The organism is Flavobacterium sp. YO12 (assembly GCF_004119495.1).
In the GTDB taxonomy this organism is placed as follows: domain Bacteria; phylum Bacteroidota; class Bacteroidia; order Flavobacteriales; family Flavobacteriaceae; genus Flavobacterium.
This window is the reverse complement of record NZ_NRQU01000019.1, coordinates 18,789-31,472: the sequence shown is the minus strand read 5'-3', so window position 1 is coordinate 31,472 and position 12,684 is coordinate 18,789. Positions and strand designations below refer to the sequence as shown.

The 12,684-nt window shown below is 32.5% G+C and carries 11 protein-coding genes; 6 read left to right on the top strand and 5 right to left on the bottom strand.

Translation table 11 applies throughout. The annotated features are described in order from the left end of the window. Nucleotides 1–45 precede the first annotated feature (45 nt). The 3 genes from BOW55_RS08400 to BOW55_RS08390 are packed head-to-tail and all read left to right on the top strand — an operon-like array spanning nucleotide 46 to nucleotide 2,881. A complete protein-coding gene (locus tag BOW55_RS08400; protein ID WP_089054319.1) occupies nucleotides 46–843 on the top strand; it encodes an undecaprenyl-diphosphate phosphatase in 798 nt (265 codons plus the stop codon). Further along, a complete protein-coding gene (gene truB, locus BOW55_RS08395) occupies nucleotides 843–1,529 on the top strand; it encodes a tRNA pseudouridine(55) synthase TruB (protein ID WP_129023756.1) in 687 nt (228 codons plus the stop codon). Before BOW55_RS08400 ends, truB begins: the two co-directional genes overlap by 1 nt. Before the next feature lie 53 nt (nucleotides 1,530–1,582). Further along, nucleotides 1,583–2,881, top strand: a complete 1,299-nt coding sequence (locus BOW55_RS08390; RefSeq protein WP_129023755.1) for an Ig-like domain-containing protein — start codon at nucleotides 1,583–1,585, stop codon at nucleotides 2,879–2,881. Nucleotides 2,882–3,251: 370 nt separating this feature from the next. On the opposite strand, the gene BOW55_RS08385 is transcribed toward BOW55_RS08390, so the two are convergent. Then, nucleotides 3,252–3,869 (bottom strand): thioredoxin family protein, encoded by a 618-nt coding sequence (locus BOW55_RS08385; RefSeq protein WP_129023754.1) that lies wholly within the window; start codon nucleotides 3,867–3,869, stop codon nucleotides 3,252–3,254. A gap of 185 nt (nucleotides 3,870–4,054) precedes the next feature. Here BOW55_RS08385 and pyrH point away from each other — a divergent pair, with 185 nt between their 5' ends. The 3 genes from pyrH (at nucleotide 4,055) to BOW55_RS08370 (ending at nucleotide 8,071) form a co-directional block, all read left to right on the top strand. Further along, nucleotides 4,055–4,762: a UMP kinase gene (gene pyrH, locus BOW55_RS08380; protein WP_089054323.1), complete on the top strand. Its 708-nt coding sequence runs from the start codon at nucleotides 4,055–4,057 to the stop codon at nucleotides 4,760–4,762. Between the two features lie 131 nt (nucleotides 4,763–4,893). Next, nucleotides 4,894–5,457, top strand: coding sequence for a ribosome recycling factor (gene frr / locus BOW55_RS08375; protein WP_089054324.1), 564 nt, complete (start codon nucleotides 4,894–4,896; stop codon nucleotides 5,455–5,457). Between the two features lie 118 nt (nucleotides 5,458–5,575). Beyond that, the gene (locus tag BOW55_RS08370) at nucleotides 5,576–8,071 is read left to right on the top strand and encodes a DUF5686 family protein (RefSeq protein WP_129023753.1); all 2,496 of its coding nucleotides are present in this window, start codon (nucleotides 5,576–5,578) and stop codon (nucleotides 8,069–8,071) included. Nucleotides 8,072–8,268: 197 nt separating this feature from the next. Here the strand turns inward: BOW55_RS08370 and BOW55_RS08365 are convergent, their stop codons facing one another. The 4 genes from BOW55_RS08365 to BOW55_RS08350 form a co-directional block, all read right to left on the bottom strand. Then, complete coding sequence (locus BOW55_RS08365; protein ID WP_129023752.1) at nucleotides 8,269–10,539, bottom strand: cation:proton antiporter; 2,271 nt, start codon at nucleotides 10,537–10,539, stop codon at nucleotides 8,269–8,271. 214 nt (nucleotides 10,540–10,753) lie between these two features. Next, nucleotides 10,754–11,473 (bottom strand): LytTR family DNA-binding domain-containing protein, encoded by a 720-nt coding sequence (locus BOW55_RS08360; RefSeq protein WP_129023751.1) that lies wholly within the window; start codon nucleotides 11,471–11,473, stop codon nucleotides 10,754–10,756. Next, nucleotides 11,436–12,197 carry a sensor histidine kinase gene (locus BOW55_RS08355; protein WP_089058414.1) on the bottom strand — a complete coding sequence of 254 codons (762 nt, stop codon included), beginning with the start codon at nucleotides 12,195–12,197 and terminating at the stop codon, nucleotides 11,436–11,438. Before BOW55_RS08355 ends, BOW55_RS08360 begins: the two co-directional genes overlap by 38 nt. A gap of 103 nt (nucleotides 12,198–12,300) precedes the next feature. Then, a complete protein-coding gene (locus BOW55_RS08350; protein ID WP_089054330.1) occupies nucleotides 12,301–12,630 on the bottom strand; it encodes a multidrug efflux SMR transporter in 330 nt (109 codons plus the stop codon). Between the last annotated feature and the right edge of the window lie 54 nt (nucleotides 12,631–12,684).

The following is a 12,684-nucleotide window of genomic DNA, read 5'->3' as shown; positions in this document are numbered from 1 at the left end:
AAAATCTAAGAAGTCTAACATTCTAATAATCTAACAATCTAATAAATGAATACATTACAAGCTATCGTTCTTGCTATTATTGAAGGAATCACAGAATTTTTACCTGTTTCTTCAACTGGACACATGATTATTGCCTCTTCTTTTTTTGGAATTGCACACGACGATTTCACTAAACTTTTTACTATTGTTATTCAACTTGGAGCAATTCTTTCGGTTGTAATTCTATATTTCAAACGTTTCTTTCAAACACTTGATTTTTACTTTAAACTTTTAGTTGCTTTTATTCCTGCCGTTGTTTTAGGATTATTATTAAGTGATTTTATTGATGGTTTATTAGAAAATCCAGTAACTGTAGCAATTTCTCTTTTAATTGGAGGTTTAATTCTATTAAAAGTCGACGAATGGTTTAATACACCAAACAGTACCGAAACTTCACAAGAAATCAGCTATTTACAAGCTTTTAAAATTGGTTTATTTCAATGTCTTGCCATGATTCCCGGCGTTTCTCGCAGCGGTGCAAGTATCGTGGGCGGAATGTCTCAAAAATTATCAAGAACTACTGCTGCTGAGTTTTCATTTTTTCTTGCTGTACCGACAATGTTGGGTGCAACGGTAAAAAAATGTTACGATTATTACAAAGCGGGATTCGAATTATCTCACGATCAAATCAACTTATTGATAATAGGAAACATTGTTGCTTTTATTGTGGCGCTTCTTGCTATCAAAACCTTTATTGGATTTTTAACTAAAAACGGATTCAAGGTTTTTGGTTATTACCGAATTATTGCTGGAATCATTTTATTATTGATTCACTTTTTCATTCACCCGCTTACCATTATATAATGACACCTGAAGAATATTTAGACGGACAAGTTTTACTGATAGACAAACCTTTAAAATGGAGTTCGTTTCAAGCTGTCAATAAATTAAAATACCTTTTAATTAATAAAGTCGGCCTGCCAAAAAAGTTTAAAATTGGTCATGCTGGAACCTTAGATCCTTTGGCTTCTGGGCTTTTATTAATTTGTACTGGAAAATTTACCAAAAGAATTTCTGAGCTTCAAGGTCAAGCCAAAGAATATACTGGAACATTTTATATTGGAGCTACTACTCCATCTTACGATTTAGAGACTGAAATCGATCAGACTTTTCCAACGGAACATATCGATGAAGCGCTTATTCATGAAACAGTTAAACAGTTTCTAGGCGAAATCGATCAAAAACCGCCAATATTTTCTGCTATTAAAAAAGACGGAGTTCGTTTATACGAGCATGCACGTGCTGGTGAAACTGTCGAAATTGCGAGCAGAAAAACTACAATTCACGAATTTGAAATTACCCGAATAGCATTACCTGAAATTGATTTTAGAGTAGTTTGCAGTAAAGGAACTTATATTCGTTCTCTTGCTTACGATTTTGGAAAAGCCATGAATTCAGGATCGCATTTAACTGTTTTACGCCGAACTAAGATTGGCGATTACGATGTAAAAAACGCAATTGATATTACTCTTTTTGAGGAAAATCTATAACATTATATTTTTTTGATTTTTGTAATTTAGTCGTTTGCTTTAAAATTTACAAAATGAAAAATTTCTTTTTAGCGTTATTTTTAATCTCCGCAAAAGTTTCTTTTAGTCAAACCGCTGACCAAAAATTTGTATCAACTGATATCGACAATTTTTGGAAAGCATATGAAAAGGTTATTTCTACCTCTGACAGTATAAAACAATACCAATTTCTAAATGAATTTTATCTTGACAAAGCCTCGCTTGGTTTAAAAAGCCTTATTGAAGTTCGTAATTACACTCCAAAAGAGTTTCTTAACTCAATTACAAAATACCCAAAATTCTGGAATTCATTAAAAGCAAATACCACAAATGTCGGCAATCTCTATCCTGAAATCGAAACTGACATTCGTAAATTAAAAGAAGCATATCCTGAATTAAAACCATCGACTATTTATTTTTCAATTGGTGCTTTTAGAACAAACGGAACGATACAAAATGATCGCATTTTAATTGGAAGCGAACTCTCATTAGCAGATGAAACTACTATTATCGACGAACTTCCTGCATGGAGACAGCCTTTTTATAAAGAATATAATCCAAGAAAAAACATTGCTTTATTATGCACTCATGAATATGTTCATACGCAGCAAAAAGAATTAGTGGAAAACTTGCTTGCTATGTGTTTGTATGAAGGTGTCGCAGAATTTATTTCCTGCAAAGTAACTGGCAAAAAATCTAGCAGTCCTGCAATAGAATTTGGAAAAAACAACCAGGAAAAAGTAATCAATCAGTTTATTGCCGATTTGTATATCATGAGCAATAATTATAATTGGTTATGGGGTGAAAACAGAAATGATTTAAAAATTAGAGATCTCGGTTATTATATTGGCTATGAAATTTCTGAACGTTATTACAATTCATCAAAAGACAAAGCAAAAGCCATAAAAACGCTTATTGAGCTTGATTACCACAACGAAAAAGAAATGGAGCAAATCGTTGATGCCTCAAAATTATTTTCAAAAAGTGTAAAGAAATTAAATCAGGATTACGAAAAACAACGACCAACTGTACTAACAATATCTGGTTTTAAAAACGGAAGTAAAAAAGTAAAATCAGGATTAAGAGACATTACAATTACATTTTCAGAACCGTTAAACGGCCGTAATACAGGTATTGATTTTGGTCCACTTGGCAAAGAATTTTGTCCAAAGTTAAGTTCTGAAAAAATCTGGTCTTCTGATAAAAAAACATGGACTTTCAAAGCTGATTTGCTCCCAAACAAAAAATATCAAATCTTAATTACAAGTAATTTCAGAAAGCAAAACGGAGTAAGATTAAAACCGTATTTGATCGAATTTCAAACGGCTGAATAAAAAAAGCACATTACAAATCAAACCGTAATGTGCCACCTCTTTAATTAAAGTAGTGTTATTTCATACGCAATTCCTTTTGGAGTTAATAATGATGAACATTCTTTCCTCCAAATAAAAAGGTCGAAAAAAAATCGTAAAACCTTTCGAATAACTTTTTCATAATAGTGCATTTTTTAATTGTTAGACATTAAATAAACACCAATAAAAAGAGTAAATCAAAAAGTAAATAATAGAAGTGGGATTGCTTTACTAAGATACAAAAATAATGCTAAAAAAAAGAATACAAATACGTTTTTAAGAGCATTATAACATTTGTTATCAACAAGTTACAAACAATCAGCTTAAGAATTCATTTTAAAAATATTCAAAATTAAAGTCTATCGTATTTGATATTCTCCATAATCTCTATTAATTCTTCCTGAACAGAAATTCCTTTATCAGCCAAATACCATAACTGAAGATCTGTTTTAATTTTTTCGTCGATTACACCAAACTCTTTTTTATAGTTTTCCATCAATTCAGACGCTCCTTTAGGTCTTGGTCCCCAATCTGCACGAACAATTCCGGCTTCTTTACAAACAATAATTACTTTAGGTATCGCTCTTCCTCCATTTGTTAAATAATGATCCATCAACTCCGTGTTCTCATCACGAAAGACAATTCGAAGATCTATTTTTTTATTCGAATCATGCGCCATTTTATTTAAAATTGGAAGAATCTGCGCCGCATCACCACACCAGCCTTCAGAAATAACCAGCCAAAAATAATGATTGTCTAAATTTTGAAGCTTCGAAATCACTTCTTCAGAAATCTTGACTGTTTTATCCAGCCGATTCATTCTAGCCTCGTTCAACTTTGAATAATTGGTCAAACTTTCAGACTGTTCGTTGCCTGTTGACTTTCCTTCATACAACAAATCAGTGACTATTTTTCGATATTCGGCATAGGAATGGCTATTGAATAATGCTTTTGCTATAAAGTTTTTCATAAATAATTATTTGATTACTATAAAAATACGGATTTTAAGAAGATGCAGAAATGACTTTTATCACATTCCATAGAAAAAAATCAAAACCCGCATAAATTAAAACAAAAGAGCAATTAATTTTTTGTAAACATTATTTTTAAAAATCAGAATATGTCTATATTTGCACAAATTAACGCAACACAAACATGAAATATAAAAGAATTCTTCTAAAACTTAGCGGCGAGGCCTTAATGGGTGATTTACAATACGGAATTGACCCTAAAAGATTAGGCGAATATGCAGACGAAATTAAGCAGATTCACGCAAAAGGAGTAGAAATTGCTATCGTTATTGGAGGAGGAAATATTTTTAGAGGCGTTGCTGGTGCAAGCGCAGGAATGGATAGAGTACAGGGCGATTATATGGGAATGCTTGCTACTGTAATTAACGGAATGGCTTTGCAAGGCGCACTTGAAGACAAAGGAATGAAGACGCGTTTACAAACGGCTTTGAAAATGGAGTCTATTGCAGAACCTTATATTAAAAGAAGAGCAGACCGTCACCTTGAAAAAGGAAGAATCGTAATTTTTGGTGCCGGAACAGGAAATCCATATTTTACAACTGATACAGCAGCGGTTTTAAGAGGAATCGAAATTAATGCAGATGTTATCCTAAAAGGAACTCGTGTTGATGGTGTATACGATTCTGATCCTGAAAAAAATGCATCAGCGGTAAAATTTGATATGATTTCGTTTGATGATGTTCTTAAAAAAGGACTAAACGTAATGGATACAACAGCTTTTACATTAAGCCAGGAAAATAAATTACCAATTGTTGTTTTTGATATGAATAAAATAGGAAACCTATTGAAAATCTGTGAAGGCGAAAACATTGGAACTGTAGTAAACGTTTAAGCTGCTTTAGATTGTTAGATTGAAATTCTAATAATCTTCAAAAACAAAAAATAAAATTATATTAGTTAGTAAATTAAATGATCTGTTTTAATCTAAAATCCAATCGTTTAAAAATCTAAAAAAATAAAAAAATGACTGAAGAAATCGATTTTATATTAGAAAGTACTGAAGAATCAATGAACGGTTCTATTGCACACTTAGAAAAAGAATTTCTAAACATTCGTGCAGGAAAAGCTTCTCCAGCTATGTTGGGAAGTGTTTTTGTAGATTATTATGGTTCAGCAACTCCGCTTTCGCAAGTTTCAAAAATCAGTGTTCCTGATGCAAGAACAATCACTTTACAGCCGTTTGAAAAAAATATGCTGCAAGTTATTGAAAAAGCAATTATGGTTGCTAATATTGGTTTTAACCCAATGAATAACGGAGATGTTATTATCATAAGCGTACCGCCTTTAACTGAAGAGCGTCGTCGTGATTTAGCAAAACAAGCAAAATCTGAAGCTGAAGATGCTAAAATTGGTGTTCGTAACGTACGTAAAGACGCTAACAACGAAATTAAAAAATTAGAAAAAGACGGAACATCAGAAGACATTTGTAAATCTGCTGAAGAAGAAGTTCAAAATCTAACCAATACATACATTAAAAAAATTGATGAATTATTAGCTGAAAAAGAAGCTGAAATCATGAAGGTGTAATTGTATTTCATAACAAAATAAAATCCGTTTGGTTAAATTTTACCAAACGGATTTTTTTATTCTTATTTTTGCATACTTAAATGACATATTTTTCGTTTTTGAATCTATATTATTCTCTATGAGGCTATTTTGCTTATTGACTTTACTTTTTACGCTTAGCATACAGGCGCAAGTTCAAATAAGCGGAATTGTAACTGACTCAAACAACAAAGCACTTCCGTTTGCTACAATAACTACTTCAAACAGCAGTAACACAATTACGGATGTAGATGGAAAATTTATTTTTAACATCGACTCAAAAACGGGAAGTTTTGCGGTTTCATACATTGGTTTTCAAACTAAAATCATAAGTATTACAGAAAATAAAAAATTCTATCCAATTTCGTTATCTCAAAAAACAGACGCTTTACAAGAAGTTATTGTTTCAAATGAAAATCCTGCTTTAACGATTATTAGAAAAGTAATCGCCAATAAAGACAAAAACGATCCACAAAAAAAACTCAGCAGCTTTGAATACAAAACCTATAACAAACTGCTCGTTACTGCAAATCCTGATTCTATCGACGGAAGGATAGATTCTTCTGCCGTATATAAAGACTTTAATAAAAAGAAGATTAACATCGATTCATCTGATTATAAATTTAAAGAAATTATAAGCAAACAGCATTTGTTTCAAACTGAAAAAGTATCACAATATCAATTTGGAGAAAACAAGCTGAAAGAAACTGTTTTGGCGACTAAAATTGCAGGTTTTAAAAACCCGATTTACGAAGTTCTTGCTTTCAACCTGCAATCTATATCTATTTATGACAATAAATACGAGCTGTTTGAAACCAAATATGAAAATCCAATTTCGAGATCGGCACCTTCAAATTACAATTATAAACTGCTGGATACAGTGAACATAAAAGGTCGAGAAACTTTTATGATTTATTTTAAAAACAAGCAAAAACGAAAAGCTTCTGGATTAGAAGGCGTATTATATATTGACGCAGAAAACTTTGGTATTGCAAAAGCTGTTATGCGTATAAAAGGCGTTCTGGACATTAGCGGAATTCATGAATTTGAATATGTTCCAAAAGAGAAAATATGGTTCCAGAGTAACACCACTTTTAAAATTGTAAAAGGGAAAAATGATGATGACATTAAGATTCTAGGCGGAACGATTCAGTTTGACGGAGATGTTGCAGACAATTACGAACCGCGAAAAAAAACAGCTTCAGATTTTACGTATTTGCTTTCTGAGAGTAATAATTTTGACATTCATTACAACACAAATCCGTCTATAAAAAATCCTTCGCTTTATATCGAAATTAAAGACGATGCTAATAAAAAACCCGAAAGCTTCTGGAACGAATACCGAAAAGACAGCTTAGATTTAAAAGGTCAAAAAACGTATCAATTACTAGACAGTTTATCTGTAAGCAAGAGAATTGAAAAACGCTTGGGACTTGGGCGAAAAATCATCAATGGTTATCTGCCAATTGGACCAATTGATCTTGATTTAAAAAAAATAATCAGTTACAATAACTACGAAGGTTTCCGATTAGGACTTGGCGGTATAACAAACGATCGTTTTTCTAAAAACTTCAGAATTGAAGGATATACAGCTTATGGTACAAAAGACGGGGCTCTTAAATATAATTTAGGTGTAGGTGTATTGCTTGATAAAAGCACCAATACTTGGCTAAACGGATCTTATACTGATGATGTCAGGGAAATTGCGAGTACTTTTTTTGCTGTTGATAAACGGGTATTTAAAATCTATGATCCAAGACCAATCAACATTAGTACGTTCTATAAATACGACAGTTGGAAAGCAAATGTTCAAACGAAAATTATTCCTAAGACAGAAGCTGTTTTCGAATTATCAAGAAGCTTTGTAGAACCCAAATTTGATTATCTCTTTAACTACAACGGTCAGCTGTATTCTAGTTATGTAATGACAACAGCAATGCTCTCGATTGTTTGGGCTCCGTTCAGTAATTTTATGCAAACGCCGACAGGAAGAAATGAATCTGATAAAAAGTTTCCAAGGTTTACTTTTCAATTCACGCAATCCCTGCCAAATGTTTTAGATAATGATTTTACTTTTGGAAAAATAGATTTTAAAACGGAGTACGAAAAACAATACTTAAACGGTCAAAAAACCAGTGTTTTACTGCAGGGAGGTTATGCAATTGGCGATGTTCCAATTACGCATTTATACAATACAATGCCGAATAACTTAACTAAAGAAACCGTAATTCAGCGTATTACTTTTGCAGGACGAAACAGTTTTGAAACCATGTTTTTTAATGAGTTTTTCTCTAGTCAATATGTATTCTTTCAAGTTAAACATGGTTTTGATAGAATCAAGATTATGAAAAAAGTACGTCCTTCTTTGGTTTTAGTAACACGAATGGCTTGGGGAAATATGGAAAATCCCGAACAACACGTAGGACCAACTTACAAAACATTAGACAAAGGCTTTTTTGAATCGGGAATTGAGTTAAATAAAATTTTCAAAGGTTTTGGTTTAGGCGGATTCTACCGTTATGGACCAAATCAACTTATGAAGTTTGAAGATAATATAGCCGTTAAGATTTCTTATGTGATTGATTTAGGGTTATAAGATTTTAATTTCACATATTATTTGTCATTTCGACTGAAGGAGAAATCACACTCGTAACTCGACAAAGATTGGCGATTTTATTTGCGGAATTTCTAGTGTGATTTCTCCTTTCAGTCGAAATGACAAAACAGAAAAAAACCCAAACTCCAATCGTAAAATTGGAGTTTGGGATTTCTAAATTGTAATTTCTAAAAAATTTATGGCTTCAAAATCAAAACTGAAGGCGTGTTATTCAGCCAAGTACTTTGAGATTCTATTAGTTTTTTCCAGCTGTCTAAACTAATAATCATTAAATTCTGGCTTTCAATAAACTCTTTTTTAATTGTTCTGTCATGCATAATCATAATATGATTTGGGGCAATTTGTTCAATAGATCGAATTGTTTCTTGAATCTCGCGAGTATTTTTTACATCACCGCTGGCATCCAAAACTGTAATCTGTGAACCATTATTATTGATTAATTTCTTAGCATATTCAATTAAAAAAGCATCTTCTTTACTAAAAACAGGCATAAAAATCTGATTGACTTCTTCTAAATCTTTATCGATAAGTATACCAACCGGCATTTTAGTTTTGGCAATAATATGACGCGTTCTTTCATCAAAAGGAGAATTTTCGAACAATCCTTCTTTTCCTGTAAACTTATCTATTAAACGATCTGGATTTACTATTCTGGTGGTAAACCCAAGTATTTTTCCCAGCAATGTACCTTCAAAAATAGATTGTCCTAAACCAACTAGCAATAAATCATATTCCCCTTGGTTTGCTGAATCAATAATTTCGGCATCAATATCATTGGTAACTTTAAAAACACTTACCATGTTCTGATTCAAACGCTGAGATTCTTCAACAACAGGCACCAACATTTTACGTTCATGATCTTTTATATCAAACGAATGTATTTCTGTACTCAACGATAAATGCATTGCTGTTACGATCGAATTGTCGCCTTGTTTTTTAACCAAACTATTTGCGATCTTCAACAGTTTCTTACCTCTTTCAGGAGTTGCAAACGACAATAAAATCTTGTATTTGCTTTTATTTCCTATTTCCTGCGGCACGACTGTTTCTTTATCTTTAAATATAAATCCGATAAAATCTAAAGCTGGACCAGTCATAAAAGTCGTTACTAAAGCCATAATTACCATCATAGTAAAAATCTCTGTAGATAAAACTCCAAGATCGTAACCAATGTTTAACACGACCAATTCCATTAAACCACGAGTATTCATTAAGGCTCCAATAGCTAAACTATCTTTCCAGTTTTGTCCTACGAACTTTGCAGCCAATGCACTTCCAAAGAATTTACCTGCAACGGCAACAGCGATAATCAATCCTGTAATTTTCCATAAAGCAGGATCGTTCAACAACCCAATTTGAGTACGTAAACCTGTAAACACGAAGAATAATGGCAATAATACAATTATAGAAACGTCTTCAACTTTTTCGATAAATATATTTCTGAACTTGTTATTTTCTGGCATAATAGCTCCTGCTAAAAAAGCACCAAATAAAGCATGAATACCAATTAACTCTGCTGCATACGCAGAAATAAGAAGGGTAATAAAGAAAATAGCAACAACAGGTTTATTTAAACTTTCTCTTGTTGAATTTAAATCTCCAACACGTTTTAGGAACGGGCGAACAATTTTCAACATTATAATTACGTACAAAATGGCCAGTCCAATAACATATAAAGCACTGGTAAAAGAACCCGCTTTTACAATCGCAATTACAACTGCCAAAATACACCAAGCCGTAATATCATCGGCCGCAGCACAGGTTATGGCAATGGTTCCTAGTTTTGTTTTCTGCATTCCGCGTTCCTGTACAATTCTAGCTAGAACTGGAAACGCAGTAATACTCATGGCAATTCCCATAAAAAGTCCAAAAGAAGAGAACTCAACACCAACTGGCGCAAACGTATGGTAAATATAATAGGCTAAACTTAATCCTAAGGCGAACGGAATTACAATACTTGCGTGACTGATAACAACGGCGTCATGTGCTTTATTTTTTAGAACCTTTAAATCCAGTTCCATACCTATAACAAACATAAAAAGGATTAAACCAATCTGGCTTAAAAATTGTAAATTACCTAAGGATTCTTTTGGAAATAAAGCTGCCGAAAACTCTGGAAAATACATTCCAACCAGTGACGGTCCTAAAACAATACCCGCAATCATTTCGCCAATTACAGATGGCTGTCCTATTTTTCTAAAAACCCACCCAAACAAACGTGCTACTAAAATAATAGTAACGATCTGTGCTAATAATATAGCTAACGGATGCTGCAAGTTTTCGACCATTGAATGTAGGAAATCATTCCAATGATTACTTTCGATCTTTTTCTTAACGATATTACGCCCCACTTCTAGCGCTGCGCCTTTTGAAATTACCCAATATATCAGCGCTGTAAAACCGCCGATAATTGTAACGTAAAATAAAGAGTTTTTAATGTTATTCATAACTCGTTCTTTTGATTTATTGCAGCAAATATCATAACTGAGGTTTAAGTGAAAAAGGAAAACTACACCTAATTTTCAATGTATGTAACAAGTGGGAAAAACTTTGTAATAAGTTATAAAAATGATTGTCATCCTGAGCGAAGTCGAAGGCTTAACACTCTTCATCGGGCTTAGAATATGCTCAGGATTACAGAAAACAATTTATTACAAGTGGCTATAGTTTTACTTTTTTCAAAAAATCAGAACGATACGTTTCACTTAAAATTATAGTGCCATTTTTGTTGTTTTCATCCGTATGATGCAATACAATTTCATTATGATTAAAGAATTTTATGGCTTTTACAGCCACAATTTCTTTTTTATTTGCGCGGCAAAAATCGGCATCAGGCAGCTCCTCTAAAAGTGTAGCGAATTTAACATTCTTCAAGTTCAAGAAACTTCCATCTGTAAGCAAAACCGTTTTATCACGACTATCGCTTGAAGCCGTTTTTATATATTGAATTTGATTAAAGTAAAGCAGTGTTTTGCCTTTATCTGTATTGAGCTGAATAAACTTTTTAGCTGCATCAGGCTTTTCGAAATGTTCTACAGCTTTTGTAATTGCTTTTTGCAGACGTTCTAATTTTACAGGTTTTGTAATATAATCTATCGCATCAATATTAAAAGCGTCGGCTGCATACTCTTTGTAAGCCGTGCAGAAAATAACCATTTTATCACTGAGCATTTCCGCTAAATGAAGTCCATCCATCCCCGGCATTTCAATATCTGATATTAACAGATCAAAATCGAGATTCGGAATATCTGATAAAAGTTTCTCAGGATTATTATACGTTTTTACAATTTCGACTTCATGAATTTGTTCACAAAGCATTTTTAAGTACGTTAATCCGGGAAGCTCATCGTCCAGCAGCAAGCATTTCAGTTTTGTATTCAAGGAGATCAATTTTTAGATGAGCAATATAAATATCGTTTTCTACAAACCTGTCCAGTTTGAAATTATTTTTATAGATAATTCGTAAACGATGTTCCAAAGTAGCATGACCAAAACCGCTTCGTTCTTTTTTAAGTACTTTTTTATCTGAGATTTTATTTGAAACCGTCATAAAAAAAGCATTATCACGAAACTCAAAAACAACTGATATAAAAGCATCTGCACTTTGCAAATCAGCATGTTTAAAGGCATTTTCAATTAAGTCAATCGAAATTAAAGGCGCCAGCAAAGGCTGATCGTACAATTTATCTTCCTTATTAATGTTGGTTTTTATCTTCAATTCGAAAAGCGGACTAATCTTGATTTTATTGATTTCGATTAAATTCAATGCAAAATCAATTTCTTCTTTTGCGGTAACAAATTTCTTTTTGCTTTCGTATAAAATATAGTCCAAAACATTCGCCAGTTTATCTAAAGCAAAATAGGTTTGATAAGCGTGTGACTGAATTGAATTTAGAATATTCTTAAACAAATGCGGATTGAGTTTGGACTCTAATGTTTCTAACTGTAAATCATTCACCTTAACTTCAAGCGCATAAAAACTCCTTTCGGCATCGTCTTTTGCCTTCTTCGCCTGCATTAATTGGTAAATCATAAAACAAATTATGATGATGAGAAGTAAAAGAATCGCTAAAAAAATAAATGTTGTGGTATTGTTTTCTTGCATTGGTTAATTTGTTTTTATGCCACTGATTAAAACGATTAAAATGATTTTTTTTCTATACTTAAAAAAATCTGTGAGAATCACTGTAATCTGTGGCTTATTTTTTTTAATGACTAGAAACGAATTTCAACCCAATAATTGAGGCAATTAATGTTGAAAGGAAAAATATTCTCCAAAAAGTAGCTGGTTCCTTAAAAATTAAAATTCCAACCAGAACAGTTCCAACAGCTCCAATCCCTGTCCAAACCGCATAAGCCGTTCCAATTGGCAGTACCTGTGTCGCTTTATATAATAAAATCATACTGATCGAAAGGCATACAAAAAAACCAATCATCCAGTAAGTAGACACCATTCCTGCTGTTTCTTTTGCTTTTCCAAGACATGATGCGAAGCCAACTTCAAAAAGTCCTGCTATAATTAATAAAATCCAACTCATTTTCTTTTCCTTTTAAATTAATTGCAAATATGAGAAAAGCTGATGATTAAACAG

What these genes read in the sequence shown, in the direction of transcription:
- BOW55_RS08385 (WP_129023754.1), bottom strand. Translation starts at nt 3,869, where the DNA reads ATGAAAAACTTTATAGCAAAAGCATTATTCAATAGCCATTCCTATGCC.
- pyrH (WP_089054323.1), top strand. Translation starts at nt 4,055, where the DNA reads ATGAAATATAAAAGAATTCTTCTAAAACTTAGCGGCGAGGCCTTAATG.
- BOW55_RS08350 (WP_089054330.1), bottom strand. Translation starts at nt 12,630, where the DNA reads ATGAGTTGGATTTTATTAATTATAGCAGGACTTTTTGAAGTTGGCTTC.
- BOW55_RS08370 (WP_129023753.1), top strand. Translation starts at nt 5,576, where the DNA reads ATGAGGCTATTTTGCTTATTGACTTTACTTTTTACGCTTAGCATACAG.
- BOW55_RS08400 (WP_089054319.1), top strand. Translation starts at nt 46, where the DNA reads ATGAATACATTACAAGCTATCGTTCTTGCTATTATTGAAGGAATCACA.
- BOW55_RS08365 (WP_129023752.1), bottom strand. Translation starts at nt 10,539, where the DNA reads ATGAATAACATTAAAAACTCTTTATTTTACGTTACAATTATCGGCGGT.
- truB (WP_129023756.1), top strand. Translation starts at nt 843, where the DNA reads ATGACACCTGAAGAATATTTAGACGGACAAGTTTTACTGATAGACAAA.
- BOW55_RS08390 (WP_129023755.1), top strand. Translation starts at nt 1,583, where the DNA reads ATGAAAAATTTCTTTTTAGCGTTATTTTTAATCTCCGCAAAAGTTTCT.
- BOW55_RS08355 (WP_089058414.1), bottom strand. Translation starts at nt 12,197, where the DNA reads ATGCAAGAAAACAATACCACAACATTTATTTTTTTAGCGATTCTTTTA.
- frr (WP_089054324.1), top strand. Translation starts at nt 4,894, where the DNA reads ATGACTGAAGAAATCGATTTTATATTAGAAAGTACTGAAGAATCAATG.